This is a genomic window from Parageobacillus caldoxylosilyticus (genome assembly GCF_019272935.1).
Taxonomy (GTDB): Bacteria; Bacillota; Bacilli; order Bacillales; family Anoxybacillaceae; genus Saccharococcus; species Saccharococcus caldoxylosilyticus.
In genome coordinates this window covers 882538-909240 of sequence record NZ_CP040553.1, presented here as the reverse complement: position 1 = coordinate 909240, position 26703 = coordinate 882538, and the positions used below count along the sequence as shown (strand labels likewise).

The 26703-nt window shown below is 43.0% G+C and carries 27 protein-coding genes, 2 pseudogenes and 1 riboswitch; of the genes and pseudogenes, 23 read left to right on the top strand and 6 right to left on the bottom strand.

Annotated features, from left to right (window positions below):
* Positions 1-19: 19 nt before the first annotated feature.
* Positions 20-937, top strand: coding sequence for a UDP-N-acetylmuramate dehydrogenase (gene murB / locus BV455_RS04615; RefSeq protein WP_026078555.1), 918 nt, complete (start codon positions 20-22; stop codon positions 935-937).
* A gap of 52 nt (positions 938-989) precedes the next feature.
* Here the strand turns inward: murB and BV455_RS04610 are convergent.
* Positions 990-1571: pseudogene (locus BV455_RS04610) on the bottom strand (Glu/Leu/Phe/Val family dehydrogenase); the annotation flags it as partial.
* On the opposite strand from BV455_RS04610, the pseudogene BV455_RS20255 reads away from it, so the two are divergent.
* Positions 1561-1780, top strand: a pseudogene (locus BV455_RS20255) (DUF6176 family protein); the annotation flags it as partial. The pseudogenes BV455_RS04610 and BV455_RS20255 overlap by 11 nt on opposite strands.
* Before the next feature lie 215 nt (positions 1781-1995).
* Complete coding sequence (locus BV455_RS04605; protein ID WP_218687363.1) at positions 1996-3162, top strand: IS256 family transposase; 1167 nt, start codon at positions 1996-1998, stop codon at positions 3160-3162.
* A 206-nt stretch (positions 3163-3368) separates the two neighbouring features.
* On the opposite strand, the gene BV455_RS04600 is transcribed toward BV455_RS04605, so the two are convergent.
* On the bottom strand, positions 3369-4589 hold the full coding sequence (locus BV455_RS04600) for a DUF5667 domain-containing protein (protein ID WP_052510016.1): 1221 nt from the start codon (positions 4587-4589) through the stop codon (positions 3369-3371).
* 357 nt (positions 4590-4946) lie between these two features.
* A riboswitch (Fluoride riboswitch) is annotated at positions 4947-5007 on the top strand.
* A 55-nt stretch (positions 5008-5062) separates the two neighbouring features.
* On the opposite strand from BV455_RS04600, the gene crcB (BV455_RS04595) reads away from it, so the two are divergent.
* The 7 genes from crcB (BV455_RS04595) (at position 5063) to menC (ending at position 10411) form a co-directional block, all read left to right on the top strand.
* Positions 5063-5461, top strand: a complete 399-nt coding sequence (crcB, locus tag BV455_RS04595; protein WP_026078554.1) for a fluoride efflux transporter CrcB — start codon at positions 5063-5065, stop codon at positions 5459-5461.
* Between the two features lie 13 nt (positions 5462-5474).
* Positions 5475-5834, top strand: a complete 360-nt coding sequence (gene crcB, locus BV455_RS04590) for a fluoride efflux transporter CrcB (protein ID WP_017436251.1) — start codon at positions 5475-5477, stop codon at positions 5832-5834.
* Positions 5835-5911: 77 nt separating this feature from the next.
* A complete protein-coding gene (locus BV455_RS04585) occupies positions 5912-6667 on the top strand; it encodes a threonine/serine exporter family protein (protein ID WP_042407499.1) in 756 nt (251 codons plus the stop codon).
* A 20-nt stretch (positions 6668-6687) separates the two neighbouring features.
* Positions 6688-7116, top strand: a complete 429-nt coding sequence (locus tag BV455_RS04580) for a threonine/serine exporter family protein (RefSeq protein WP_017436249.1) — start codon at positions 6688-6690, stop codon at positions 7114-7116.
* A gap of 192 nt (positions 7117-7308) precedes the next feature.
* Positions 7309-8478 (top strand): M20 peptidase aminoacylase family protein, encoded by a 1170-nt coding sequence (locus BV455_RS04575; protein ID WP_017436248.1) that lies wholly within the window; start codon positions 7309-7311, stop codon positions 8476-8478.
* Entirely contained in the window at positions 8453-9274 is an 822-nt protein-coding gene (locus BV455_RS04570; RefSeq protein ID WP_042407495.1) for a GNAT family N-acetyltransferase, read from the top strand. The genes BV455_RS04575 and BV455_RS04570 overlap by 26 nt, the downstream gene beginning before the upstream one ends.
* Positions 9275-9292: 18 nt before the next feature.
* Positions 9293-10411 (top strand): o-succinylbenzoate synthase, encoded by a 1119-nt coding sequence (gene menC, locus BV455_RS04565; protein WP_042407494.1) that lies wholly within the window; start codon positions 9293-9295, stop codon positions 10409-10411.
* Between the two features lie 128 nt (positions 10412-10539).
* Here menC and BV455_RS04560 read toward each other — a convergent pair whose 3' ends face one another.
* Positions 10540-12072 carry a solute symporter family protein gene (locus tag BV455_RS04560; RefSeq protein WP_042407491.1) on the bottom strand — a complete coding sequence of 511 codons (1533 nt, stop codon included), beginning with the start codon at positions 12070-12072 and terminating at the stop codon, positions 10540-10542.
* A complete protein-coding gene (locus tag BV455_RS04555; protein WP_017436244.1) occupies positions 12072-12413 on the bottom strand; it encodes a DUF485 domain-containing protein in 342 nt (113 codons plus the stop codon). Before BV455_RS04555 ends, BV455_RS04560 begins: the two co-directional genes overlap by 1 nt.
* A 608-nt stretch (positions 12414-13021) precedes the next feature.
* Between BV455_RS04555 and BV455_RS04550 the strand changes: the two genes are divergently transcribed.
* From BV455_RS04550 to BV455_RS04540, 3 genes are all read left to right on the top strand, one after another.
* A complete protein-coding gene (locus tag BV455_RS04550) occupies positions 13022-14440 on the top strand; it encodes a branched-chain amino acid transporter BcaP (RefSeq protein ID WP_017436243.1) in 1419 nt (472 codons plus the stop codon).
* Positions 14441-14600: 160 nt separating this feature from the next.
* Positions 14601-15347 (top strand): RNA polymerase sigma factor SigI, encoded by a 747-nt coding sequence (gene sigI, locus BV455_RS04545; protein ID WP_026078553.1) that lies wholly within the window; start codon positions 14601-14603, stop codon positions 15345-15347.
* Positions 15344-16564 carry an anti-sigma factor domain-containing protein gene (locus BV455_RS04540; RefSeq protein WP_042407488.1) on the top strand — a complete coding sequence of 407 codons (1221 nt, stop codon included), beginning with the start codon at positions 15344-15346 and terminating at the stop codon, positions 16562-16564. Before sigI ends, BV455_RS04540 begins: the two co-directional genes overlap by 4 nt.
* A 37-nt stretch (positions 16565-16601) precedes the next feature.
* Here BV455_RS04540 and BV455_RS04535 read toward each other — a convergent pair whose 3' ends face one another.
* Entirely contained in the window at positions 16602-16811 is a 210-nt protein-coding gene (locus tag BV455_RS04535) for an alpha/beta-type small acid-soluble spore protein (protein ID WP_017436240.1), read from the bottom strand.
* A 198-nt stretch (positions 16812-17009) separates the two neighbouring features.
* Here BV455_RS04535 and BV455_RS04530 point away from each other — a divergent pair, with 198 nt between their 5' ends.
* The 7 genes from BV455_RS04530 (at position 17010) to BV455_RS04500 (ending at position 25537) form a co-directional block, all read left to right on the top strand.
* Positions 17010-18026 carry a LacI family DNA-binding transcriptional regulator gene (locus BV455_RS04530; RefSeq protein ID WP_017436238.1) on the top strand — a complete coding sequence of 339 codons (1017 nt, stop codon included), beginning with the start codon at positions 17010-17012 and terminating at the stop codon, positions 18024-18026.
* Positions 18027-18176: 150 nt separating this feature from the next.
* Positions 18177-20273: an amylo-alpha-1,6-glucosidase gene (locus tag BV455_RS04525; protein ID WP_218688014.1), complete on the top strand. Its 2097-nt coding sequence runs from the start codon at positions 18177-18179 to the stop codon at positions 20271-20273.
* 69 nt (positions 20274-20342) lie between these two features.
* Entirely contained in the window at positions 20343-21614 is a 1272-nt protein-coding gene (locus BV455_RS04520; RefSeq protein ID WP_218687784.1) for an ABC transporter substrate-binding protein, read from the top strand.
* A gap of 146 nt (positions 21615-21760) precedes the next feature.
* On the top strand, positions 21761-22660 hold the full coding sequence (locus tag BV455_RS04515; RefSeq protein ID WP_218687783.1) for a carbohydrate ABC transporter permease: 900 nt from the start codon (positions 21761-21763) through the stop codon (positions 22658-22660).
* Positions 22661-22675: 15 nt separating this feature from the next.
* On the top strand, positions 22676-23503 hold the full coding sequence (locus BV455_RS04510) for a carbohydrate ABC transporter permease (protein WP_218687782.1): 828 nt from the start codon (positions 22676-22678) through the stop codon (positions 23501-23503).
* Between the two features lie 180 nt (positions 23504-23683).
* Positions 23684-24034 (top strand): alpha-glucosidase C-terminal domain-containing protein, encoded by a 351-nt coding sequence (locus tag BV455_RS04505; RefSeq protein WP_042407482.1) that lies wholly within the window; start codon positions 23684-23686, stop codon positions 24032-24034.
* Between the two features lie 252 nt (positions 24035-24286).
* The gene (locus BV455_RS04500) at positions 24287-25537 is read left to right on the top strand and encodes an MFS transporter (RefSeq protein ID WP_218687781.1); all 1251 of its coding nucleotides are present in this window, start codon (positions 24287-24289) and stop codon (positions 25535-25537) included.
* 254 nt (positions 25538-25791) lie between these two features.
* Here BV455_RS04500 and BV455_RS04495 read toward each other — a convergent pair whose 3' ends face one another.
* A complete protein-coding gene (locus BV455_RS04495) occupies positions 25792-26136 on the bottom strand; it encodes a DUF3905 domain-containing protein (protein WP_017436231.1) in 345 nt (114 codons plus the stop codon).
* 102 nt (positions 26137-26238) lie between these two features.
* Here BV455_RS04495 and BV455_RS04490 point away from each other — a divergent pair, with 102 nt between their 5' ends.
* The 3 genes from BV455_RS04490 to BV455_RS04480 are packed head-to-tail and all read left to right on the top strand — an operon-like array spanning position 26239 to position 26692.
* The gene (locus tag BV455_RS04490) at positions 26239-26394 is read left to right on the top strand and encodes a hypothetical protein (RefSeq protein ID WP_218687780.1); all 156 of its coding nucleotides are present in this window, start codon (positions 26239-26241) and stop codon (positions 26392-26394) included.
* Positions 26391-26552 carry a hypothetical protein gene (locus BV455_RS04485; protein WP_218687779.1) on the top strand — a complete coding sequence of 54 codons (162 nt, stop codon included), beginning with the start codon at positions 26391-26393 and terminating at the stop codon, positions 26550-26552. Before BV455_RS04490 ends, BV455_RS04485 begins: the two co-directional genes overlap by 4 nt.
* A complete protein-coding gene (locus tag BV455_RS04480) occupies positions 26549-26692 on the top strand; it encodes a hypothetical protein (RefSeq protein ID WP_218687778.1) in 144 nt (47 codons plus the stop codon). Before BV455_RS04485 ends, BV455_RS04480 begins: the two co-directional genes overlap by 4 nt.
* The last annotated feature ends 11 nt before the right edge of the window (positions 26693-26703 follow it).

Here is a 26703-nt window from a genome sequence, read left to right as displayed (position 1 = left end):
AAGTAAAGAGGGAAAAGCGATGTATGCAAATGATGTGATTTATCAAGAATTAGTGCAAATTTGCGGGAAAGAAAATGTCCTGCGCGATGAACCAATGAAATATCATACGTTAGTGAAAATCGGCGGCAAGGCGGATTTTCTTGTCTGGCCGACGACGTATGAACAAGTCGTTGACGTTATTCGACTGAAAGAAAAATTTCAGATTCCTTTTACGTTGCTTGGCAACGGATCGAACGTGATCGTCCGCGACGGCGGCATTCGCGGTATTGTTATGCAGTTAAAACATCTTGCGGAAATAAAGGTGGAAGGAGAAAAAATTATCGCGCAAAGCGGTGCCGACATTAAAGCTGTTTCCCGATTCGCCTTGGAACATAGCTTGACAGGACTCGAATTTGCCTGCGGTATCCCTGGCTCTGTCGGCGGCGCGATTATGATGAACGCGGGAGCCTATGGCGGGGAAGTAAAAGACGTGCTGGACCATGTGAAGGTTGTCACGCAAAAAGGCGAGCTAAAGACGATGTATAAAGATGATTTGCAATTAGGCTACCGCACGAGCATTATCAGCAAGACGCACGACGTTGTGCTTGAAGTTGTGTTTCAGCTCGAAAAAGGCGATCCGCAAAAAATTAAAGCAAAAATGGACGACTTAACGTTCCAGCGTGAATCAAAGCAGCCGCTCGAGTACCCATCGGTCGGCAGCGTATTTAAACGGCCTCCTGGATACTTCGCGGGCAAACTCATTCAAGACAGCGGCCTGCAGGGAAAAGGAGTCGGCGGGGCAGAAGTGTCGACAAAACATGCTGGGTTTATCATTAATAAAAATAACGCGACTGCCGCCGATTATATTGCGACGATCGAAATGGTGCGCAAGACGGTGAAAGAGAAATTTGGCGTAGAGTTAGAATTAGAGGTAAAGATTATTGGAGAAGATGCATAAATAAAAAATTAAAAGGATCCGGATGTAAAAAATTCGGATCCTTTTCGTCTTTTTACACCCATCCGCGCGCCTTCATCGCTTCGGTGATGCGCTTTAAAGAAATGATATAAGCGGCGTTGCGCAAGTCCGTATGGAACTCTTTTGCTGTTTCGTTGACGGCATGGAAGCTTTGGACCATCACATCAGCCAACTTTTTGTTCACTTCTTCTTCGCTCCAGTAATAGTTCATTAAGTTTTGTACCCATTCAAAGTACGATACGGTTACGCCGCCGGCGTTCGCAAGAATATCAGGGATGACGATAACTCCTTTTTCTGCGAGAATGCGGTCCGCTTCCGGAGAGACGGGACCGTTTGCTGCTTCAGCGATGATTTTTGCTTGAATTCGGTCAGCGTTTTCCGAGGTAATCGCGTTTTCTAATGCGGCTGGAATTAAAATATCGACGTCCAGTTCTAATAATTTTGCTGGAGGTAAGTGATAGGATTCACCGTAATCAAGCAATGATTGATGGTCTTTCAAATATTCCACTTTTGCTAAATCCAGGCCGCTTTCATTATAGATGGCTCCTTTGGAATCGCTTACTGCGACAATTTTGCATCCTAGCTCTGCAAGCAGTTTGGCGGCGATTCTTCCTGCAGTAGAACTGAGCAAATTTCGCCTAAAGGAAGGAAAAGCAAAGCGAGTCGATGAATGGATGGAATTATTAAACTCGCATATGAACGAGGTGCTGTTGACGCTCAAAGATGAAAAAAATGCATGTCGGAGCGGTCTTCCGCGGGCGAAATGAAGAAGGAGAGTTTCTTTACTGGCTTTCTGTGCAGGGAGAAGGCGGGATTTCCGTAGAATAGGTAAGCACATATTAAGTGAAGCTTAATATGTGCCTATAGTTTATAAACTTCTGCGTAAGTAATACCATAAATTATATGTATGAAAAAAGAGGATACTATGCCTATTGATGATGTATAAAATTTTGTGTAAAGCATTTTACTAGATCAAAATAAAAAAGGTAGGGTATTCTCTGATTGAACCCAAACATTCCAGAGAAAGGAGAACCCTACCTATGTCTAAAAGTATACCGAATGTCGACTGGGCAAATCAACTGGAAAGTGTCATTCGTCAGTTTGTAAAGGAAAAATTAGAACTGATCATGCGGGAAGAAATCAAGAATTTCCTCGAAATAGAACAGGCCGGAACATCAAATATGAGAAACGGCTACTATCAACGAAATCTAGATACGCAATATGGCCGGATTGAAGGTCTTTTGGTCCCTAGAGACCGAAACGGAGAATTTCAAACCCAATTGTTCGCTCCTTACCAACGCCACACCGGCTGGCTGGAGGAAGCCATCATCAGGATGTATCAAAGTGGCATGAGTACGCGTGAAATTGGCAAGTTTATTGAACGAATTTTAGGCAATGCCTATTCTCCTGCAACGATCAGCCGTATTACCGATGTAGTGAAGGAAGACATCGAGAAATGGCACACTCGTCCACTGCACAAGCGTTATTCCGTCTTATATTTGGATGGTTTATACGTAAAACTTCGTCGCGAAACCGTGGAGAAAGAAGTCATTTATGTGGTGTTAGGGGTGAACGAAGAAGGATATCGCGAAATTCTTGATTTTTTTGTGGGAGGACAAGAAAGCGCCTATGTATGGCAGGAAATTCTTCAACACCTCTACCAAAGAGGCGCCAAGGAAGTGCTTCTGGGCGTATTCGATGGACTACCAGGGTTGGAGGAAGCCTTTAAGGCGGTTTATCCGAAAGCCGATGTGCAGCGTTGTGTCGTTCACAAAGTCCGTAACACGCTCCATCGTGTTCGGAAAAAAGACCAATTTGAAGTGGCCGAGGATCTCAAGCTGATTTATCGCGCGCCGAATAAGGAGATGGCGTTACAGATGTTTCAACAGTTTGAGTCGAAATGGTCAAGCAAGTATCCGAGAGAAGTCCAATCTTGGGCCAATGAGTTGGATGTCCTCCTTACATTTATGGATTATCCAAGCAGTATTCGAAGTGTGATTTATACGACCAATGCCATCGAACGAACGATCAAGGAGATTCGGAAACGTCTAAAGCCGATGAACAGTTTGAATAGTTTAGAAGCCGCTGAAAAAGTCGTATATTTGACCATTCAAGATTTTAATGAGAAATGGGCAGGACGAAAGTTACGAGGATTTGCCGAAGCACAGGAAGCCCTCGAGCGAATGTTTGAAGAACGTTATCATTAACCAAATACTGTAAATAAACAAAATAGGGGGATTCTCCCTTTCCACACAGGAGACTGAATATTCAGTCTCCTGTGTGGAGGAAACTAGTTCCCTATTCATTCCAAATCCATTTCAGAGAAACCCTACCCCCATTATATTACACAAAATTCTTGACGGTACCATGCCTATTGAATATAGTATCCTCTAATCATCGTAGTATATTTAAATTACTTCTCGCTTTTTTCTTCTTTATCTTGTTTGCCTTGAGAAGGCTTAGCAGCATGATTCACTGCTTTTTCTTCTTTTGTTTTCGTTACCCTGGTTTGCAATTTTGCGGATGGTTGTTTTTCAACGTGATGGCGCGGCTGTTCTGTTACATGTTTAGTGTATGGTGCATGTTTTGCCAGTTTGGCGTCATGACCCACTGCTTTTTCTTCTTTTGTTTTTGTTACCCCGATTTGCAATTTTGCAGATGGTTGTTTTTCAACGTGATGGCGCGGCTGTTCTGTTATATGTTTAGCGAATGATGCATGTTTTGCCGGTTTAGCGTTTGTCGTTGGCTGTTTTTGTGTGTTTGCTTGCGTTGCGGCGTTTGCTTTGTTTGTCGTGCTTGCTTGTGCCGAATGAGGTTTTACCGCCGCCGGTTTTGCTGATGTTTGATTTGTATTTGTTGTATCTGCTGTCGGTTGTTCAGCCGTATCGGTGGATTTGTCTGGCGTTGCTGTATCATTGGTTGGTTGCTCATTCGTGTTGGTTGTTTTGTTGTTTTCTGTTGTTTCATCAGTTGGTTGTTGGTCAGCGTCTGTCGTTTCTTTAGAAGATTGTTGTTTTTCCTCCCATTTTGTTAAACGTTTTTCCATTTTCGCTTCTAGCTTTTCTTTTGCCTTTGCAATGTTGCGGGCTAACACTTCTTTTGCACGGGGATTTTTGACTTTTTCTAACGCTGCCTGTAAGGCAAGAATATTTTTCGAGAATTTTTCTTCCAGCTGCTTGCGCAACGCATCTATGTTGGTTGCTGTTTCTTTGTCTTTTTGTTCTGTATCTTTTCGGTCTTCTTTTTGGCTTTTCTCATATGTTTTTAATGCTTCTTCTTGCTGCTGCAATGCTTTTTCTAGCACTTCTCTCGCCGATTGTGTTTCGCCTTTTTCTAGAAGTGCTTTTGCTTCATTGATGCGGTTTTCGGTAAACTCCGCAAGCAGCTTCGCTTTTTCAACATCATTGAAAGTGAGGGCCAACTCCATTTTTTCCATCATCGTTTTGACGAAGTAGAAAAAGTCGCCAGGTAAAAGTGATGGAGCTTCCGTGTTGGCATTGACTTGCTTCGCGGTGCTTGTCTGCATTGTGGTGCCCGTGCTGGCGAATGTAGGAGAGCCGCTGAAGGAAAAAGCAACGATAGCAGCCAACGCACCGCTAGATAGGACGCGATAAATCGATTTTCGTTTGTTCATATGTCCCCCTCCTGAAACATGTCCATTTTTGGTTTCGCTATATATGCTTCGTAAAGAAATCCGGTGTTTTTGTCTAAAAAAGGAGAAAAGAAAAAAGAATCATTCCAGAGACATAGAAAGATGGAAAAGAAAGGAGAGTAACCATGTCATCGGTTCGATGATGAACCGGGAAGGAGGATGGCCACAAAGTCTGCGTTTGTTGCAATAGACGTTTCCGCACGCGATCCGTGCAGAAGAATAAGAACGAAAAACAGATGGTGGAGGGAACATAGCTAATTATTTAGAATAGTCAAGGAAAAAACTGTGCAAATTGGCAGTGAGATATCTTTTTTGTTACAATATTATAATAACGAACAGAGTGTAATAGGCGATGGAGTTCTCCTAAACTTCCTTTCGGGCTGATGGCTCCTACCAATGAATCATTAATTGGTAGGAGTTTGTTTTTGATAAATTGGGAACAAGGAGTGGGTTTAGTGGTTTATGTCGTTGTCGGCCTCGCCGGGATTGTCGGCGCATTGCTGCGATATTACCTAGGTTTGTTCGTCAGCGGGTGGTGGAGCGGATTGTTTCCTATGGCGACATGGCTGGCCAATATGATTGGCTGTTTTGCGTTAGGCTGGCTGACTGTGTATTTGCCTCGGCTAAACAATCTGCCTTCTTATGTAGCAACAGCGCTCGGAACAGGATTAGTAGGTTCGTTTACGACGTTTTCTACGTTCAGCGTCGAGACTGTTCAGTTGCTGCACACATCCCATTGGGAAATGGCGTTGTTTTATGTTTTCCTCAGCCTATGCGGAGGGTTGGCAATGTCATGGCTGGGATTTCGGTTTGGACAAGGCAGTTTGCGTACCCAGAAAGAAACGGCGGAGTAAGGGAGGAAGTCTTATGTTATGGAATAGCGCACTTGTCGCGATCGGCGGGTTTTTCGGCGCAATCGCGCGCTTTGGCGTCAGCAATTGGATCAAACAGAAATATCCTTCGTCTTTTCCGATCGCTACGTTATTGGTCAATTTAGTCGGATCTTTTTTGCTTGGATATATGATTGGAAAAGGATGGAATGCCTCATGGAACCTTCTTTTCGGAACAGGATTTATGGGGGCGTTTACGACTTTTTCAACCTTTAAACTTGAGAATGTTACATTGTATTTGAATAAGCAATGGAAACTGCTCATTCTCTATCTTTTGGCCAGCTATATGCTTGGCATATTGCTCGCGTTTCTTGGCATGAAAGCGGCAGGGATGTAAAAGAAGGAAAACACTATTGTGTAAGGATCTATTTTTTTGTAATATCTCAAAGTAAAGTATAGATGGAGAGGTGAAACATGCCAGCTTATTCAGACCGGACGAATGAGATTGTCGAAGTTTGTCTGCTCGCGGGAAAAATTATGCTCGAAAGCGGCGGGGAAACGTATCGCGTGGAAGATACGATGATGCGCATCGCCGCTTCCTTTGGCATTCCCCGTTCGCATAGCTATGTGACGCCGACCGGGATTATTTTTTCGATTGATAAGAAGAATTCGACGCAGTTTATCCGCATTTCGGAGCGCTCGACCGATTTGCAGAAAGTAGCTCTAGTGAACAGCATTTCTCGCCGAATTAGCAACGGAGAGCTGACGCTTGAGGAAGCGTATGAACAGTTAAAAGAAGTGGAAGCGCAAAAGTTTGCCTATCCTCTTTGGCTGCAAGTGATTGCGGCAGCGATAGCGAGCGGCTGTTTTGCTGTAATGCTTGGTGGTGGGTGGAGCAATTTTCTTCCTTCACTTCTTTCCGGAGGAACAGGATTTTACTGTTTTGAGATGATTCATCGCATGATAAAAATCCGCTTTTTCGCCGAGTTTTTCGCTTCGTTTGTCGCCGGTGGGATGGCCTTGTTAATGATGATGGCTGGATTGGGAGAGGATTTAGGGAAAATGATGATCGGGTCGGTGATGCCGTTAGTACCAGGATTAGCGATTACCAACGCGGTGCGGGATTTAATGGCAGGGCATCTTATTGCTGGGCTGTCCCGAGGGGCGGAGGCGTTTTTAACGGCATTTGCGATCGGCTCGGGGATTGCTCTTATTTTATCGATTCGTTAACAAAGTAAGGGGAAACTTCGATGATTGTTCAGCAACTATTGCTCAGTTTTATTGCTTCGGCTTTGTTTGGGATGATTTTTAACATTCCAAAAAAATTATTAATCAATAGCGGGTTTGTCGGGATGGTCGGCTGGATGGTCTATTTTTTCTTTGCCGAACACCATTTAAACAACGTGCTGGCGACGTTTATTGCCGCTTTTTTCGTGGCGCTGCTCAGCAATTTGTTTGCGCGCCTTTATAAGACGCCAGCTACCATTTTCAGCGTTTCTGGGATCATTCCGCTCGTGCCGGGGGGAACGGCGTTTGAGGCGATGCGCCACGTCGTTCTCAATGACTACAATGCGGCGATATCGCTTGCGGCCAAAGCGTTTATGATTTCCGGAGCGATTGCGATGGGGTTGATTTTTTCCGAAGTCGTCAATCAGCTGATCAAACGGCGGCGGTCATGATGCGTCCTAAACTTCGAATCACGAAGTTTAGGATTTTTTTATCGTAATTGCCAGTAGTTTTCTCCTAGGTTAATCAATATGCCTAAGGTTGCAACATTTTTTTTGAATATTATAATAATGTGTAATAACTTTTTTCGAAGCGCCCAATGTTTCGAAAAGTTGACTATGATATCAGCGGGGGGGAAGAACATAATGAGGAATATTATCAACGAGATGGCGGCAGAGATATTAGAGATTTTTGACTATCTTCATTGTCATCCGGAAATTAGCTGGGAAGAGTGGAAAACAACACAATTTATGAAGCAACAGCTGCAGCAGGAAGGGTATCGCGTTCACACGTTTTCCGATTGCCCCGGTGTGGTTGGCGAAATCGGAAATGGACCGTTGACGGTTGGACTTCGCAGCGATATGGATGCACTTTGGCAGGAAGTAAACGGCGTCTGGCAGGCCAATCATGCGTGCGGACATGATGCCCATATGACAATGGTGCTAGGGGTCGCAAAACTGTTTAATCGCATTGGCTATAAGCCGCCAGGGAAGCTGAAACTTCTTTTTCAACCGGCCGAGGAAAAAGGGACAGGAGCATTAAAATTTGTAGAAAAAGGCGTTGTCGATGACATTGACTTTCTGTACGGCGTTCATTTGCGGCCGATTCAAGAAGTGAAAAGCGGTTATGCGGCTCCAGCTATTTTGCACGGGGCAGCGCAATGCATTGAGGGACGGATTAGAGGAGTGGCAGCGCATGCGGCAAGACCGCATCTTGGCGTCAACGTCATTGAAGTGGGCAGCGCGATCGTACAAGAGCTAAGCAAAGTTCATATCGATCCGCAAGTTCCGGCGTCGATTAAAATGACGAGGTTTCATGCCGGAGAAAAGAATGCGAATATCATACCGGATTACGCCGAGTTTACCCTTGATTTACGCTCGCAAACCAATGAAGCGATGGACGAGTTAGTGGAAGGATTGAATCACGTTGTGAAAGGGATTGCAGCTATTTATGACGCTGAGATTGAACTGCGTGCCAATGCGCGCATTGTCGCCGCCAATCCGCATCCGCAGGCGCAGCAATTCATGGAACGGGCGATTATCGCCACGCTTGGGGAAGACAGATGCTTGCCGCCGGTTGTAACATCGGGCGGAGAAGATTTTCATTTTTATTCCTTTAAAAAACCAACGCTAAAAACGACGATGTTAGGGCTTGGCTGCGATTTAAAACCAGGATTGCATCATCCGCAAATGACATTCCGGCGCGAAGATTTATTAGTAGGCATTGAAATATTGGCAAGAACCATTATAGAAACGTTTGACTATTTTGCGTTGCAAGGAGAGACAGAAAGTGAGTATTTTACTGCAAAAAATTGAAACGATGGAGCAACTGGAGGAGATGGCGCGGTTAGAAGCGGAAATATGGGGAACGTCCCCGATTCCAACCCATCAGACGGTGACGGCGGCGAAAAACGGCGGCATTATTATCGGAGCGTTTGTTGGGGGGAAAATGGTTGGATTTGTCTATAGTTTTCCCGGATACGAAAATGGGGAAGTATATCTTTGTTCCCATATGATGGGGATTGCCAAACCATTTCGCGACCGTGGAATCGGATACATGCTAAAAATGAAACAGGCACAGGAAGCAATCCAACGAGGATATCGCAAAATCCGCTGGACCTATGATCCGCTCGAAAGCAGAAATGGTTACGTGAATATTGCAAAACTAGGGGCGATTTGTTCGCAGTATATTGAAAATTGCTATGGCGAAATGGATGATGCGTTCAATAAACATTTGCCGTCCGACCGTTTTGTAGTTGAGTGGCTGCTTGAAAGCCGATATTTACAGGAAAGAGGCCGCGTTTTCTCTGAGCTGCGGTGGACGCCAGAAAGCGTCGTGCTTGGCTGGCGGCAACATCACAATGATGATCTAGAGCCAGTGTGGCAGAAGCAAGATGCAGATCATGCCTCTTTTTTGTTTGTAGCGATTCCGCTTCAGTTTCAGGCGCTGAAAGAAAGAAATCCTTCATTGGCGCTTGATTGGCGCTACAAAACCCGTGCTGTTTTCACCCGCCTCTTTCGCGATGGATGGGCGGTGGCGCATGTCATTCGCCGCGAACATGAACCTGTCTTATATTATGTGTGTGTAAGGCGTGACCAACTGCCGTTATAAGAGTAGGGGGAGTTTTTTATGGAAATAAAAATAAAACAAGTAATACTGCGCCATTTGCAAATGGAACTGAAATCACCGTTTGCTACAAGTTTTGGCACGTTTCGGAACAAAGAGTTTATTTTAGTGGAAGCAATCGATGAAGACGGTGTGTCTGGATGGGGCGAATCGGTTGCCTTTTCGTTCCCATGGTATAATGAGGAAACGGTAAAAACAAATTGGCATATGTTAGAGGACTTTTTGTTACCGCTTTTGTTCCAGGCGCCCGTTGCCCACCCGCAAGAACTGCAGCAACGCTTTTCCGCCATTCGGAAAAATCAAATGGCGAAAGCGGCGATTGAAGGAGCGGTATGGGATTTATTTGCGAAAAAACGGCAGCTGCCATTACATAAAGTCCTCGGTGGAATGAAGAGCAGCATTGAAGTAGGAGTAAGCATCGGCATTCAAAAAAATGTGGATGAGTTGTTACGGGTTATCGACCGGTACGTACAGGATGGATATCGCCGCATTAAAATAAAAATTAAACCCGGATGGGATGTTGACGTCGTCCGCGAAGTCCGACGCCGTTTTCCGGACATCCCGTTGATGGCAGATGCGAATTCCGCCTACTCCTTGCAAGACATTGACCGTTTAAAAGCGCTTGACGAGTTTCAGCTGATGATGATCGAACAGCCGCTGGCAGCGGATGATCTCGTTGACCATGCGACACTTCAACGGCAGATTTGCACGCCGATTTGTTTAGATGAAAGCATTCACTCCGTGGAAGACGTAAGAAAAGCGATTCAGCTGGGCAGCTGCCAAATTGTGAACATAAAAATTGGACGGGTCGGGGGCTTGACGGAGGCGAAGCGAATTCACGACCTTTGTCAAGAAAACGGCATTCCTGTCTGGTGCGGCGGAATGCTTGAAGCGGGGGTTGGCCGGGCGCATAATATTGCAATGACGACGTTGGAAAACTTTACGATGCCAGGAGATACAGCCGCTTCTTCCCACTACTGGGAAAAAGACATTATTGTTCCGGAAGTGGTTGTGCATGATGGAACGATTGCGGTACCAGAGGCACCTGGGATCGGCTATGAGGTCGATCGCCGGCAAGTGGACAGTTATATGGTATTTGCGAAAACGTATCGTGCCCAATAAAGAATAGGGCTGATCGGAACATTACCGTTCAGCCCTTTTTATGCATTTCGGTGCCGCCGCAAGGAGAATCCTTCATTCTTCTAAAGGAAGCGCTTCTAATGATGAATTTCATTTTTCCATTTAGTTTGTCATTGGTTGATTCCTGTATTTGCTTTCACAAGAATCTCATCAAATTTTTTATTGTCCTCTTTTTGCGAAGAAAGAAGTGTACCGATAATCGCGGCGATGAACCCTAGCGGAATCGAAACGATGCCAGGATTGGCAAGCTTAAAAAGCGGTTCGCCGATCAAAATAGCAGCACCAGGTTGCGGTGACCAGACGTTCGGGCTGAAGAATACGAGCAACAATGCACTGAATAGACCAACGATCATTCCTGTAATGGCACCGGTTGTATTAAAACGCCGCCAGAAAATAGTAAAGACGATAATCGGTAAGTTGGCGCTTGCTGCGACGGCAAATGCCAGCGAAACAAGGAAGGCAACGTTCATTTTTTGCGCGAATAATGCCAGAAGAATGGATAATATTGCTACACCAATCGATGCCCAACGGGCGGCAACCATCTGTTCTTTTTCTGTCGCTTGACCGCGGCGAAGGATATGGCTATAGAAATCATGGGCAAATGCGGATGCCGCTGATAAGACCAGACCGGCAACCACCGCCAAAATCGTAGCAAATGCAACGGCGGATATAAAGGCAAATAGGACATCCCCGCCGAGCGCTTCGGCTAGTAATGGAGCAGCCATGTTTCCAGCAGGATTGGCGGCGACAATTTTGTTGTAACCAACAAATGCGGCGGCGCCAAATCCTAAAAAGATTGTTAAAATGTAGAAAATGCCGATAATCCATGTGGCATAGACGACCGATTTACGCGCCGTTGGTGCGTCTTTTACTGTAAAGAAACGGATTAAAATATGCGGAAGCCCTGCTGTTCCTAAAACGAGTGCTAAATTTAGCGAGATGGTATCAAGCGGGTCTTTAAATTTGTTGCCTGGATTCAGAAACGCTTCGCCGAGCGGCGTAGCCGTTTTTACTTCGTTAAACATTTTGATGACGCTGAAGTCAAACTTTACTAAGACCATGACCGAAATAATAAACGTGCCCACCATTAACAGGACTGCTTTTACGATTTGTACCCAGCTTGTTGCCATCATGCCGCCGAAAACGACGTAAATCGTCATTAGCACACCAACAATGAGGACGGAGTATACATAATCGATTCCTAATAATAGCTTAATGAGGCCTCCGGCGCCGACAAGCTGAGCAATCATGTAAAACGTGGAGATAGCAATCGTATTCAAGGCAGCAATACCGCGTACTTTTTTATCATCGAACCTTGCGGCAATCATATCAGCCATTGTGTATTTTCCAAGGTTGCGCAACGGTTCTGCAACAATATAAAGGACGACTAAATAGGCAACAAGAAATCCTATACTATAAAAGAAGCCATCAAAACCAGCGAGTGCAATCATCCCCGCAATGCCTAAAAACGAAGCGGCAGACATGTAATCTCCTGCGATCGCCAGGCCGTTTTGCCAGCCGGTCAAGCTGCTGTCGGCTGTGTAAAATTCGCTCGTTGTCCTGGTTCGTTTGGAAGCGAAGTAGGTGATGATCAGCGTCAACGCTACAATAATTAAGAATAAAAAAAAGGCTAAGCCGTGCATTATACGCTTCCTCCTTCCTTCGCTTCTTGTTTAATTTGCTCAACCATTTCGTCAAAGTTGGCTGCCCGTTTAGAGTAAAGCGTACATAATGCCCACGTCATAATAAACTGAGCAAATGCAAACAACCAAGCCCAACTGATCGGACCGATCGCAGGCGAATTTAACACGTTAGAATAAGACGTCAAAATCGGGAGAGCAAAATAAAAAATGAGGAAGAATAGTGTTAACGGCAAAATGAATTTTTTCTTTGCGCGCATCAGTTGCTGGAAAGAAGAAGATTGCGTAATTTTCGTATAATCGATTGATGTGTGCTCCATGAGAGAATGTTCCCGTATTGCCATGGAAAAATAGTCCCTCCTTATTATTTATTTGGAATGATCAAAGAAAACAAAGCCTTCCCCCTTTCGCTGTTCAAAAAGTTGACACAAATTTATTATATATTTATCTGAAAAATTTGTAAATTAGAAATATTTATTATTAAAGAAAATAATTCCGTGATTTTAACATTTTTCCGGATAAGTCTCCCTCCGTGAAATGAACAGAAGGAGAAGATATCTGGCGAGTCGATCGTGGGGAAGTGTATACGATCGGATCATTTTGCGAAAACGGCCAAGCCCTTCTCATTACAGGGAAAAAAATACGCTTCCTGCACCGATTGCAGAATAAAAAGCCGGCGAAGATCCAGCGGCGTCTATCCCAATGTAAAAAGATCTTGCCAATGGAAAGAGTATGATCCCGCTTTCTTTTATACAGAAACTTCTTCAATGGAGGTGGTAAGAAACTCCCGCCCCTTCATGGAATAAAGGTGGGAGAGATTCATCGTACAAAATGGCAAAAATTTTTTGTTGTTTTTATTATTTTCTAACTTTACAAAAATTAATGAATCATGTAAAATCCTAATTGTATTCTTCGACAATTTTCCGCAAAAAACGACAAGGAGAGACATTATATGAATTTATTTAGAAAAAAGACGATACAAATGCTTTTAAGTGGGGCTGATCAAAAAGGTGCTTCCTTAAAAAAGGATTTGGGTGCGTTTGATTTAACGATGCTCGGTATTGGGGCGATTATTGGTACGGGAATTTTTGTATTAACTGGAGTTGCCGCGGCAGAGCATGCCGGTCCGGCATTGGTTCTTTCTTTCGTTCTCTCTGGTCTTGCTTGTGTGTTTGCGGCGCTTTGTTATGCGGAGTTTGCTTCAACGGTTCCGGTATCTGGAAGCGCTTACACATATAGTTACGCGACATTTGGAGAATTAATCGCCTGGATTTTAGGCTGGGATTTAATTTTAGAATATGGTATAGCCTCTTCAGCCGTTGCGGTCGGCTGGTCCGGCTACTTCCAAGGACTGCTTTCGGGATTTGGCATTGAGCTTCCAAAGGCGTTGACGAATGCCTATGATCCGGTGAAGGGAACGTTTATTGATCTACCGGCAATTTTGATTGTTCTTTTTATTGCCTTTTTGTTAAACCTTGGTGTAAAAAAATCAGCTCGTTTTAATGCCATTATTGTTGTGATTAAAGTCGCTGTCGTATTACTGTTTCTGGCTGTTGGTATATGGTACGTGAAGCCGGAAAACTGGTCGCCATTTATGCCGTTTGGGTTTTCCGGGGTAGCAACCGGTGCGGCGACTGTCTTCTTTGCATACATCGGTTTTGACGCGGTGTCGACTGCGGCGGAAGAAGTGCGTAACCCGCAGCGGCATATGCCGATCGGAATCATTGTTTCACTGCTTGTTTGTACGTTATTATATATCGCGGTTTCATTAGTGTTGACTGGAATTGTTCCATATGAACAATTGGATGTGAAAAACCCTGTTGCGTTTGCGTTAAACTATATTCACCAAGATTGGGTTGCGGGTTTTATTTCACTAGGAGCGATTGCTGGGATCACAACGGTATTGCTTGTAATGATGTATGGGCAAACCCGTCTGTTTTACGCAATCAGCCGCGATGGCTTGCTGCCGAAGGTGTTCTCGAAAGTGAATCGGACTCGTCAAGTGCCATTTGTAAATACTTGGATTACAGGCGTCATTGTTGCGGTATTTGCAGGAGTAATTCCTTTGAATAAACTTGCAGAACTTACTAATATCGGCACATTATTTGCTTTCATCACTGTTTCTATCGGTGTTCTTGTTTTACGAAAAACACAGCCTCATTTAAAACGTGCGTTCCGCGTACCGTTCGTTCCGGTTGTTCCATTATTGGCTGTTGCCTTTTGCGGGTATTTAATTCTTCAGCTTCCGCGAGTGACATGGATTGGCTTCGTATCATGGCTTGCAATCGGTCTTGTCATTTACTTTGTATACGGTCGCAAACACAGCACGCTCAACTATATAGAGAAATCGTCGGAGGAAAAAGCGGGATAATCGATCGGCCGACAAAGACCTTTGTCCTACAGCAAAGGTCTTTTTTCTTATACGCGGGACTAAAAATGTAACAAATTTCCGATTGAATAACCATCAGATTTTCGTTAACATTTACGAATGATATTCTAGGGAGCGTTAGTTCGTCTCTTGGATAAATGGGGTGAAATCCATGTTTAGCATATTATTTTCGTTAAAAAAGGAGAGAACGATCGAACAGCAGGTATGTGAAATTCAAAAAGGCAATCAAACGCTGCATAATCAGCTTATTCAGCAATATAAACCATTTATTATAAAAACCGTTTCCAGCGTGTGCAAGCGGTTTATTCGTGAGGAGGATGATGAGCTGAGTATCGGATTGATCGCGTTTAATGAAGCGATTGAAAAATATTCGCCGCATAAAGGCGGCTCTTTCATTTCTTTCGCCGAGCTGCTTATTAAAAGACGTTTAATTGATTACATCCGCAAAGAAGCCAAGGTTAGGGAGGTTGTATTACATACGGATGAGGAAGATGAAAATGCTGTGCAAACATATTTAGATACAAAATTGTCGATAGACGAATTTTACAAACAAATCGAGCAGGAGCAACGCCGCGAGGAAATTATCCATTACCAGCAAGTGCTCAAGGAATTTGGCATTCATTTTCACGACCTTGTTGAGCAATCGCCGAAGCATAAAGATGCCCGCATTAACGCGATCAACGTCGCTAAGTTGTTGGTTGATAATGAGGAGCTGTTAAAGCAGCTTTTTCAAAAAAAGCAATTGCCCATTAAGCAATTGGAAAATATGGCCGAAGTGAGCCGCAAGACAATAGAGAGAAACAGAAAATACATTATTGCGGTGGCCATTATTTTAGCGGGAGATTACGTTTATTTAAAGGATTATATAAAAGGGGTGCTTCCATCGTGAAAAAAGGGATTGTATTAGAACTAGACGAAGAATTTGTAACATTATTGACGCCGGAGGGGGAGTTTATTCAAGTAAAGAAAGAGGATGAGTATGAAATAGGAGAAGAAATCGAAGCGAAGATGGTGAAAAAACCCTATGTTCGTCACCGTTCATTTCGATATGCTGCGGTGAGTCTCATTGCAGCAGCGGTACTTTTAATTGCCACATTGTTCCGTTTTCCTTCCAATGAAGTATACGCTTATATGTCCATTGACATTAATCCAAGCATTGAGATTGGAGTGGATGAACAGCTAAAGGTGCTAAAATTAAAGGCATATAACGAGGAAGGAGAGAAGATTGTTTCACAGCTTTCTCGTTGGAAGAATGAAGCGTTTGTTGTCATTACCAAGGAAATTATCGAATTAAGTATGAAAAAAGGATATTTGCAAAAAGGTGGACAAGTATTGATTACAACGGTGGAGAGAAAACACCGTGCTGCATCTTCACGGAAACTTTCTACAGAGTTAATGAAAATTCAACATTCGTATCAGCAGAAAAACATTATCGTAAAGACAGAAGAAAGCACGATGGAAGTACGAAATAAAGCGGTAGAAAAGGGAATGACAACGGGAAAACTGTTGCAAATGGAACAAAAAATGAAAGCAGTTTCACCAAAGCCGCCAAAAGCGAAAAAATTAGAAAAACCGCTGAAACAAAAAGATGGGGATAAAAAAAATGAACAGCAGACGAACCATTCTTCATTAAACAAAAAAGATGTGCAGGATCACAAAAATAATGGCCGTGAAAAGAATGAACAGCAGACGAACGATCACTCATTAGATGAACAGAATGACAAAAAAAATAAAGATAGTGGCCATGAAAAAAATGAACAACAGGCGATCAACCATTCATTACAAAAGAAAGATGAACAGAAATGGGAAGAAAATAATAGTAATGGAAAAAAAGTAACGCAAAACCATCATTATCCATTTGAAGAAAAAGATGAACAAAAAAAAAGTAACGATGAGGAATTTGAAAAAAATAGCAAAAATCGCAATTTACCCACAAAAAACAGTCAATATCATCACTTTCATCGATCCTATGATGATCACTTGAAACATTATCAAAAAAAGAACAATAGCCGGAACGAACATTATGGAAAACGAAAGGATGATAAAAACTTCCAAAAATCATCCGAACGTGATCACCACGAAAAGAGAAATAACAAATCCATGTAATAAAGCCGAGTGAATCCACTCGGCTTTGAGTGCCACGTTATTCTGTTTTTTGGAAGCCAGATCCAGAAAGTTGGCTTTGTGCTTGAGCAACCAAGCGTTTTGTAATTTCGCCGCCAACAGATCCGTTTGCACGAGAAACTGTATTTGCTCCTAATTGTACACCAAATTCCTGAGCAATTTCATATTTAATTTGTTCTAATGCCTGTTCAATTCCTGGAACAAGAAGTTTATTGCTCGATCTTGCCATTGTTTTTAGCCTCCTAACATAATGTAATTTGTTTGGCAAGTTTAGTATATGTAGATTGCAAATCCTATATAGATGGGAATTGAAGTGGTTGCTGTGAGTTTTTGACATGAGTCGGCAAAAAAATATATTGCAAGCGCTTTCTGATGTGGATTATAATTTAATCAGCAAAACAATCCAAAACGTTTTGGAGGAAGAGTTGTGACAACGATTAAAGATATTGCTAAAGTTGCCGGAGTTTCCATTACGACAGTTTCGCGTGCACTAAACGGATATTCGGACGTTAATGAAAAAACAAGACAAAAAATCATTGAAATTGCTAAACAGTTAAACTATAGTCCAAATACGCTTGCCCGCGGTCTTGTCATGAACAAGTCCAAAACGATTGGCTTGCTTGTTTCAGGATTAACAAGGGAAAGCGCGAAGGATAATTTTACATTTGAAGTGCTGGCTGGAGTTAACCAATATGTCAGCGAAGTTGATTATGATATGGTACTATTCAGCACCACTTCAACGAAACAGCGGGAAAAAACATACACACAGCTATGCCGGGAAAGGCGAGTAGATGGGGCGATTTTGCAAGGAATTCGCAGCGACGATCCATATTTGCAAGAAGTAGTAGAAAGTGATATTCCGTGTGTTTTAATTGATATTCCAATTGAGTCCGAAACAGTTGGATACGTGACAACTGACAACGTGCTTGGTGCAAAAAAGGCGGTAGAGCATTTAATATCATTAGGACATAAGAACATTGCAATGATCAATGGATACAGTTATGCATTTGTTAGCGAACAGCGGCTAAAAGGATTTAAAGAGGCATTGTTGGAAGCAGGATTGCCAATTCATGAAGAATGGATTGCAGATGGGGAATTTCGCGAGGATAATGCAGAACGGGAAGCGTTGCGTTTGTTAACAAACTATCCGCATATTACCGCGTTTTTTTGCGCCAGTGACTTAATGGCTCTGGGCGTGATAAAAGCGGCAAAACGGCTTGGAAAGCGGATTCCGGATGATGTTGCAATCATCGGATATGATGATATTATTCTTGCTTCGTATGCTACCCCGCCATTGTCAACGATTGCCCAAAATAAATTTGCCATGGGATATGAAGCGGCGAAGCTGCTTATTCATATGCTTGAGGGGAAAGCGACATCCCATGTGAAGATTTTAGAAACAGAATTAAAAATACGTGAGTCGACGGTGAAAAACTACGATTAATTTCATTGTGGTTTTTCACCGCGCATAATCGGAAACGTTTTGGATTCAGAATATATCCACTTTGTTTCGTTTCGCAGAGGAGTGCCAAAAATGAAAACGTTTTGGATTTACCTAAAATCCAAAACGTTTCGGATTAAATGGGGGATTGCTATGGACTATCGAGTGATTAAAGAAAACGACGTATTTTTTTTGACAGACGAAAAAGGGAATATTCCTAAATCCCATCCTTATGGGTTAGGTCTATATACAAAAGACACAAGATTTTTAAGTGAATTTTCGCTGCGTATCAATGGAGAAGAGCCAGTATTACTTTCCTCGGACGCTGCTGAAAATTATATGGCAACCATTTTGCTAACCAACCCGCCTATCGAAAAAGAAGGACAAACAGTTTTATGGCGGGAATCCGTACAGATTGAACGAAAACGCTTTATTTATAACGGTGTGTTATATGAAACGATCAAATTGAATAATTATTTTCCGAAACCAATTGCGTTTGAAATGAGTGTTTCATTCGATGTCGACTTCGCGGATATGTTTATTGTCCGCGGCTTCCAAACGGGAAAAGTCGGCAATCGTACAGGCCAAACCATTGATGGGAATACATTGACGTTTCATTACATAGGGGCGGATAACATTCATCGGGCAACGGTTATTACATGGGATCGTCCCGCCGTATCCGTTGATGATAGAGGAGAGGTAGTCTTTTCTTTTTCACTTCGCCATGGCGAAGAACAGGCGGTTACTTTCATGATTCAACCGCAAATCGGTGGGCAAACTGCACAAAAAATCATGATAGATAAAGACGATGCGCTGCGCCGGCTTAAGGCTTCCTACCATGAATGGCACCAAAAAATTACGAAAGTAACAACGGATTATAAACCGCTTCAACGCTTGATAGACCGTGGTATTGCTGATTTGCGGGTATTATTAACCGATTTGGGATATGGACCGTTTCCTGTCGCCGGACTCCCGTGGTTTGGCGTTCCGTTTGGTCGTGATAGTCTCATCGCCGCGTTGCAAATGCTGCCATTTTATCCGCAAGTGGCAAAAGGAACATTAATAACGATGGCACAGTATCAAGGAAAAAAATTGGATCCTTGGCGCGATGAACAGCCGGGAAAAATTATGCATGAGCTGCGTTTCGGTGAACTGGCAAACACCAATCAAATTCCGTTCACGCCGTATTATGGCACGATTGATGCGACTCCGTTATTTTTAGTTCTACTTACGGAATATGTCAAATGGACAGGAGATTATCATATGGTTCGCCAGTTGAAATCCCATATTGAGGCGGCACTTCAATGGATTGATAAATACGGAGACCGCGACGGAGACGGATTTGTCGAATATCATCAAGAGTCAAGCAAAGGAATTGCTAACCAAGGATGGAAGGATTCCAGGGATTCGATTGTGCATCGAAATGGGGAGTATGCAAAACCTCCGATTGCGCTTGTAGAAGTCCAAGGATACGTGTATCAGGCAAAAATAGGATTGGCTGATATTTTTGAGAAGCTTGGTGAGCCGGATCGTGCGTCTCTGCTTCGCCGACAGGCAGCGGAATTAAAAGAAAAGTTTGATGAGGCATTTTGGATGGAAGAGGTGCAATTTTACGCAATTGCATTAGACGGAAAAAAACAACAAGTTGGCACGATCACTTCGAACCCAGGTCATGTATTGTTTGCTGGTATGTTAGATACGCAGCGACAAAATGCTGTTATTCAAATGCTTCTCTCACCGAACATGTTTTCCGGATATGGGATTCGGACGATGGCGGAAGGGGAAGCAGGATACAATCCGATGAGTTATCACAACGGCAGCGTCTGGCCACATGACAACAGCATTATTTTATTAGGACTAAGCAAACTGGGAAAATCAAAGGAAGCGCTGACGATAATGGAAGGGCTAATCGAAGCGGCGTCCCATTTCGAATATGATCGCCTTCCTGAATTATTTTGTGGATATAGTCGTTCGTTTGGAAAACCGATCCCGTATCCAGTTGCTTGTTCACCGCAAGCATGGGCGGCAGGAACGCCACTTGTTTTTATTCAGGCGATGCTAGGTCTGTTTCCAAATGGTCTGCGCAAGGAGATTCATCTTTCTCCAACCTTGCTTGACTCTATGAATGTTCTCAAAGTAGAAAATATGGCGATTGGAAATGGACGGCTGTCATTAACCGTTTCCCGGGAAGGAAAAGAAATAAAGGTAGACATTCATGAAAACACAACAGGATACGATGTGATTGTTTGATAGCAGGGGTGGGATTGCCGTCCCTGTCTATATAGAAAATCAATAATTTAAGGAAGGGAGTAGGAAGGCATGAAAGGGAAAAAGTGGTTAACCGCTCTAGGCATTACGTCCGTATTGATGGGAAGCGTATTGGCTGGCTGTGGTGGAGGAAATGAGAAAGCCGCAAATCAAGATGCGAGCGGGAACAGCGGGAAGAAAGTAGAGGTTACGCTTGCCGGATGGGGCGGCAATCCGAGTGAACAAAAACTATTGCAACAAACGCTAGACGAATTTGAAAAGAAACATCCGAACATCAAAGTGAAGTTGGAAGTCATTTCGGAGCAGTATATGGATGTCATTAAAACCCGTTTAATCGGCGGCGAAGGTCCAGACGTTTTCTATCTTGACGCCTTTGAAGCACCTGCCTTAATTGAAACAGGAGTGCTAGAACCGCTTGATAAATATGTTACCGATGATTTTGACATTAATGATTTCGAAAAACCGTTACTTGATGCGTTTAAAGGAAAAGATGGACATATTTACGGATTCCCTAAAGATTATTCCACATTAGCATTATTTTATAACAAAAAAATGTTTAAAGAAGCAGGTATAGATGTGCCAAAAACATGGGATGAATTGCGCGAGGCAGCCAAAAAATTAACAAAAGGAACAAAAGTATACGGTTTTGGCGTAGCGCCGGAGTTAGCGCGTCTTTACTATATCGCTGAATCAAAAGGCGGAAAAGTTGTTACAAATGACAAAGCAAGCTTTGCTGATCCGAAAGTAGTAGAGGCTTTACAGCCAATTATCGATATGCATTTAAAAGATAAATCAGCGGCACAGCCTAATGAAGTCGGTGCGACTTGGGGCGGAGAGATGTTTGGGCAAGGAAAGGCGGCAATGGTGATTGAAGGAAACTGGGCGATTCCGTTTTTACAAGATACATTCCCGAACTTAGAATTTGGAACGGCTGAAGTGCCAATGATTAACGGCAAAAGGACGACGATGGCCTATACGGTGGCGTACGTCATGAATAAAGACTCGAAAAAGAAAAAGGCGGCTTGGGAACTCATCTCCTATTTGACAGGAAAAGAAGGTATGAAAACATGGACCAGCAAAGGATATGCGCTGCCGACACGCAAATCCGTTGCTGCAGAATTGGGATATGATAAAGATCCATTGCGTGCCCCACTGGTAGCGGGGGCTTCTTATGCAACGGTATGGCAAAAAGGAAAGAACTTGCCAATTATCGTCAACAACTTTAATAACCAGTTTGTCAGTGCCTTTTTGGGAGAACGGCCGTTGGATAAGGCACTAAAAGAAGCAGAAAAAACCGCAAATAAAGAAATCGAAAGTAAGTAATCAAAGTTAAGGTTCTGGTAGAAGGTATTTCTTCTACCAGAACCAATATACCTATTGGGCTGTTCCCTTCTTTCTAGTAACGATAAGTTTGCCATGCTAGAAAGAGGGGAATAGCTTAATCGATTCTCTGCAAGGAGATGTGAGAGATGAAACGAACATTTTCAAAGAAAATGTGGAGAGAAACAGGAGCAGGCTATTTATTAATGTCACCAACGTTATTTGTTTTGCTTTTATTCATCGTTGGCCCTATTGTTTTTGCGATTTTCCTTGCGTTTCATAAAGTGCAAATGCTTGGAACAACAACATTTGAGTTTGTCGGCCTGGATAATTTTCAGCGCATTGTACATGATACACGGGCAAAAATCGCGTTTTGGAATACACTTAAGTATGTTGTAATTGTAGTCCCGTGTCAGACCATATTGGCGCTTGTGTTAGCTGCAACATTAAACGCAGGATTGAAAGGACAAAAGTTTTTTCGAATCGTATACTTTTTGCCAACACTTACCTCCTCTGCGGTATTAACCCTTATTTTTATGTGGATGTATAATCAAAACGGACTTATTAATCAAGTCTTGAAAGTGTTGGGATTGCCAACTTATAACTGGATAGGTGATCCAGATGTAGCACTGAACGCAATTATGATCATGAACATTTGGTCTACTGCTCCATACTTCATGGTGATTTACTTGGCTGCATTGCAAGATATTCCAGATTCACTTTATGAAGCCGCAGAGCTGGATGGAGCCAATGTGTTGCAAAAATTTTGGTACGTAACGGTACCATATTTGCGGCCAGTGACATCATTTGTTGTCATCATGGGGCTCATTGGTACGTTCCAATTATTCGATCAGTCTTATATTTTCTCCGCCGGTTCGGGGGGGCCAAACAACTCTACCCTTACCGTCGTTCTTCTCATTTATCAATACGCTTTTAAAACGTTAGGAACGATGGGATATGCGGCAGCATTAGCAGTAGTTCTAGCGATTATTATTTTAATCGCGACGTTATTGCAGCGAAAATTTTCGAAAGAAGAGTCTCTCTATTGAGGAGGGGGAAGGGGAATGAAAAAGAAAATCGGAATTGGAAAAGCGCTTTTGTACGTGGTTCTTGTTGCATATGCCATTATTACATTAATTCCATTTTTATGGGCGCTATCTTCTTCATTTAAAACGCTGGAGGAAATCGTTAGTGGAACGATTTCCTTTATTCCGAAACACTTTACGCTTGATAATTACAAACAAATTTTTATCGAACAAGCAATGTTTCCACGCTGGCTTTTGAACAGTGTCATCATTGCGGTGACCGTAACCATATTGAATTTATTGTTCAACTCGATGGCGGGTTATGCATTAGCACGGTTGCAATTTCCTGGGAAGAAGTCGTTGTTTATCATTATTTTGGCGGTATTAATGATTCCGGCTCAAGTAACGATGATTCCAAACTATTTGATTTTAAAACAGCTTGGTTGGTTGAATTCATATCAAGGAATGATTGTACCAACGATGATTAACGCTACCTTTATTTTCATGATGCGGCAGTTCTTTATTAATTTCCCGAAAGAATTAGAAGAAGCGGCAGCATTAGATGGACTGAGCCGGCTCGGCATTTTTTTCCGCATTGTTTTGCCGCTTGCCCGTCCTGCCTTGGCGGCACAAGCGATTTTTGTCTTTATGGGCTCGTGGAATGATTTTATGCGGCCGCTGATTATTTTGTCGGATCCGCAACTTTTCACCTTGCCGCTCGGTTTAAACAGCTTTAAAGGCCAATACATCAGTTATTGGAACTATATTATGGCAGCTTCAATGGGATTTACATTACCAGTGTTAGTCATTTATGCGTTTTTCAATCGTTACTTTATCAAAGGTATTTCATTTACAGGTGGAAAATAATCTATATGGTCTTGTTCGTTAATGGAAAAGGCTTTCGCTCTATCTACCAAGTCGACAAGCTGCATAGTTAGTTTGGTGTCTTTCATATAGGCTTGCCCCTTATCTTTTTCCATTGTTTCAATGGCAAAGACAAGGGAGCATATTTGAAATGTAAAGTTTCTAGTGCCGGAGGGGAAAACGATGAAGCGGACATGGTGGAAAGAAGCGGTTGTATATCAGGTATATTGGCGCAGTTTTTACGACTCGAACGGAGATGGCGTTGGCGATTTGCAGGGAGTTATCGAAAATTATGGCACATTCCACGACTATACGGAAAACGAGCCGTATATTTATGCGTACACACGTGAACTAGATGACGTTCGTTGGCTTATCGTTCTTAACCATTGTGACCATGCAAATGACTATAAGCTTCCTGTATCGCTAGCTGCATACAAGCGGGAAGTAGTGCTTGGTAATTATCCGGATATCCAAGAAAATGGCAGTGTGTTGCACATGCGGCCGCATGAGGCGCGTATTTACCGGCTTATATAAGCTATTTTGTATTGCGTTGGTAGTTGTCATCTTTATAATCATGAATCCGCCATCATTTAATGGATTTTTCAGGGTTCTTAACAAGGGAAAGGTTTTACCAATTAAAAAAAGCGCTCGGAAAGCTGATTTTTGCACTATTTATTTTTCATATCCTTGTCCAATAACGGGCAAGGCTTTTTTATTTGTATGCTTCATGAAAAAACGGAAATGATAAGCATACAACATGAATGAAATAAGAGGCAGGAAAGAACAATGGAGTGGATACAGCAAGTGCCGAAACAGGCAAGAAAATCGTTAGGAAAAGGATGGATGATTGCATCGCTTGCATCGATACCGCTGGTGATGACGCTTGGAAATTCGATGTTAATACCAGTGTTACCGACCATCGAAAAGCAACTGCATATTACTTCATTCCAATCGAGTCTGCTCATTACGATGTATTCGGTTGTCGCAATTGTTTTTATACCGATTGCTGGATATATAAGCGACCGGATTGGGAGAAAGAAAGTGATTATTCCAAGTTTATTGCTGGCGGCTATTGGAGGGCTTATTTCGGGATGGGCATCATGGAGAATGAATGAGCCGTACGGAATGATTGTGGCAGGAAGGATGTTGCAAGGACTTGGAGCAGCGGGAGCATTTCCGGTTGTACTGCCGCTTGTCGGCGATTTATTTCCCAATGATAGTGAGGCAAGCAGCTGTCTAGGAACCATTGAAACAGCAAATACGTTTGGGAAAGTATTAAGCCCGATCTTAGGAGCGATGTTTGCAAGCATCGTTTGGTTTTTGCCGTTTTTCTCCTTTCCGCTGTTTTGTGCTCTTTCGCTTGCGATGATGCTTTTTTTTGTAAAATCTCCTTCGAAACAGGACCATCCCCCTCCATTTCGGCAATTTTTACGAAATGTAAAAACGGTTTTTCAAAGAGAAGGGCGTTGGCTATATGCGATTTTTGCTATTGGCGGCTTATTAATGCTCGTTTTATTTGCGTTTCTGTTTTTCTTATCAAGCCGTCTTGAAAATTGTGGCATCGATGGAATAAAAAAAGGATGGGTGCTCGCCATTCCGCTTGGCGCGCTTTGTGCGGCATCGTTTATTACGGGAAAGAAAATCGGTGAAAATAAAACGTTAATGAAATGGGTAATTGTCGCTGGCGGTGTGCTTGCCGGAGCGGCGATCATGGCCGTCAAGTTTTTTCCGTCTCTTTGGTGGATGGTTGCTTTTTTTTCGCTTGCCGGCATTGGCATTGGCGTAATGCTGCCGTGTTTGGATGCGCTGATTACGGAAGGAATTGAAAAAAAAGAACGGGGAACGGTGACCTCGTTTTATAGTTCACTAAGATTTATCGGTGTCGCTGCGGGACCACCGCTTGCTGCACTGCTGATGAAAAGGGAGACGTCCACGCTGCTGTTTCTGTTAGTTGCATTATGTTTTCTTGCCAGTGCCATCACATTTATAGCGATTCAACCAGAAAATGAAGGAGAGAAAGCAACAGGAAAGCAGTAATATTTCCAGGGGGCAAAGATGTAAAAGCAAAGCAATGACTTGATATGATTACTCATCGGCTTCCTTTCGATGACGCGAAACATGCATACGAACTCTTTGATGAAAAGAGCGATGTAAACCCGTAAACGGATTAAATATAGCAGAACAAGCATAGAAAAAGGGATATCACAATAGTGAGGATATCCCTTTTTTGCTTTTTGAAAAACGTCAATAAATTTTGTCGCGAAACGAGGAAAGGAAAGCGAGACTTTAGGCTAATCTTGCCCATAGCTTGTATCAAGGCTTGGGTGCATAAATGGAACCCCTTGTGACTGACGTTTTGCTTCGAGAAGCTCGCGATTTTCCTCGGCATTCCAGCCGATGTCGTTGGTTGGGTGCACCCATTCCTCGCCTGCCATCATGCTTGGATCGATATCATCGCTCCAGTGATTCAGCGGCGAATTTGGCGAGTTATATTTGCTGTCGCCAATCACAACACCATATTTATTGACAAATGGAGCCTGCATGTTTATACCAGTTCCTTTGAATGATGGAGCATGGATTTGATGAGGCATGGTCTCGTCAAGAATTGGCGATTCGGCTTTTTTATCTTTATCCATGTTTGATCACCTCCATTGTAGTGTGAGCGAAAATATATTTTTTTATGAATAAACCATGCTGTGTTTAAGGGAAAATAAGAAAAATGGCAAAGGGGGATGTCCATGAAAAGCAGTTCATTTCCAGTTGCCCGCCTGCAAGAGCGGACATTAAAAAAAGTGCAAGAGCTGGAAGAACGGTTGCGTGAAGAAACAGGAGAAGAAATCGTTTTAATCGCTTATAAACATGAGAAAACTTCTCAGGAGGGGAATCAAGAATGAAGCGGAAAGTAAAATTTGATGCGGCGAAAAATAATAATAAAACGCCGACAGAAAGCTTGCCGGATACGGAATTTGCCTCCCAGTATGCGGGAGAAGAAGACATGATCCGCGGGGCGAACCGCAATTCGAAAAAAGGGCGCCAAGGAGACGGACAATGAAGCCGAGAGAGGAAAAACGAGAGCGTCCATATAACGAAGCACGCGAGGAAATGGCGTTTGAATTTGGCGATTTTAACGCCCACCAGCCGTTTCAGCTAATGGAGGAAATGAAACAACAGAAAAAGCAAAAGAAAAAGTAGGGAAGCGCGCC

Excerpts from the sequence above, each read along its gene's own strand:
- murB (WP_026078555.1), top strand. The coding sequence starts at position 20 with ATGTATGCAAATGATGTGATTTATCAAGAATTAGTGCAAATTTGCGGG.
- BV455_RS04605 (WP_218687363.1), top strand. The coding sequence starts at position 1,996 with ATGTCTAAAAGTATACCGAATGTCGACTGGGCAAATCAACTGGAAAGT.
- BV455_RS04600 (WP_052510016.1), bottom strand. The coding sequence starts at position 4,589 with ATGAACAAACGAAAATCGATTTATCGCGTCCTATCTAGCGGTGCGTTG.
- crcB (WP_017436251.1), top strand. The coding sequence starts at position 5,475 with ATGTTATGGAATAGCGCACTTGTCGCGATCGGCGGGTTTTTCGGCGCA.
- BV455_RS04585 (WP_042407499.1), top strand. The coding sequence starts at position 5,912 with ATGCCAGCTTATTCAGACCGGACGAATGAGATTGTCGAAGTTTGTCTG.
- BV455_RS04580 (WP_017436249.1), top strand. The coding sequence starts at position 6,688 with ATGATTGTTCAGCAACTATTGCTCAGTTTTATTGCTTCGGCTTTGTTT.
- BV455_RS04575 (WP_017436248.1), top strand. The coding sequence starts at position 7,309 with ATGAGGAATATTATCAACGAGATGGCGGCAGAGATATTAGAGATTTTT.
- menC (WP_042407494.1), top strand. The coding sequence starts at position 9,293 with ATGGAAATAAAAATAAAACAAGTAATACTGCGCCATTTGCAAATGGAA.
- BV455_RS04560 (WP_042407491.1), bottom strand. The coding sequence starts at position 12,072 with ATGCACGGCTTAGCCTTTTTTTTATTCTTAATTATTGTAGCGTTGACG.
- BV455_RS04555 (WP_017436244.1), bottom strand. The coding sequence starts at position 12,413 with ATGGCAATACGGGAACATTCTCTCATGGAGCACACATCAATCGATTAT.
- BV455_RS04550 (WP_017436243.1), top strand. The coding sequence starts at position 13,022 with ATGAATTTATTTAGAAAAAAGACGATACAAATGCTTTTAAGTGGGGCT.
- BV455_RS04535 (WP_017436240.1), bottom strand. The coding sequence starts at position 16,811 with ATGGCAAGATCGAGCAATAAACTTCTTGTTCCAGGAATTGAACAGGCA.
- BV455_RS04525 (WP_218688014.1), top strand. The coding sequence starts at position 18,177 with ATGGACTATCGAGTGATTAAAGAAAACGACGTATTTTTTTTGACAGAC.
- BV455_RS04520 (WP_218687784.1), top strand. The coding sequence starts at position 20,343 with ATGAAAGGGAAAAAGTGGTTAACCGCTCTAGGCATTACGTCCGTATTG.
- BV455_RS04515 (WP_218687783.1), top strand. The coding sequence starts at position 21,761 with ATGAAACGAACATTTTCAAAGAAAATGTGGAGAGAAACAGGAGCAGGC.
- BV455_RS04510 (WP_218687782.1), top strand. The coding sequence starts at position 22,676 with ATGAAAAAGAAAATCGGAATTGGAAAAGCGCTTTTGTACGTGGTTCTT.
- BV455_RS04505 (WP_042407482.1), top strand. The coding sequence starts at position 23,684 with ATGAAGCGGACATGGTGGAAAGAAGCGGTTGTATATCAGGTATATTGG.
- BV455_RS04500 (WP_218687781.1), top strand. The coding sequence starts at position 24,287 with ATGGAGTGGATACAGCAAGTGCCGAAACAGGCAAGAAAATCGTTAGGA.
- BV455_RS04495 (WP_017436231.1), bottom strand. The coding sequence starts at position 26,136 with ATGGATAAAGATAAAAAAGCCGAATCGCCAATTCTTGACGAGACCATG.
- BV455_RS04490 (WP_218687780.1), top strand. The coding sequence starts at position 26,239 with ATGAAAAGCAGTTCATTTCCAGTTGCCCGCCTGCAAGAGCGGACATTA.
- BV455_RS04485 (WP_218687779.1), top strand. The coding sequence starts at position 26,391 with ATGAAGCGGAAAGTAAAATTTGATGCGGCGAAAAATAATAATAAAACG.
- BV455_RS04480 (WP_218687778.1), top strand. The coding sequence starts at position 26,549 with ATGAAGCCGAGAGAGGAAAAACGAGAGCGTCCATATAACGAAGCACGC.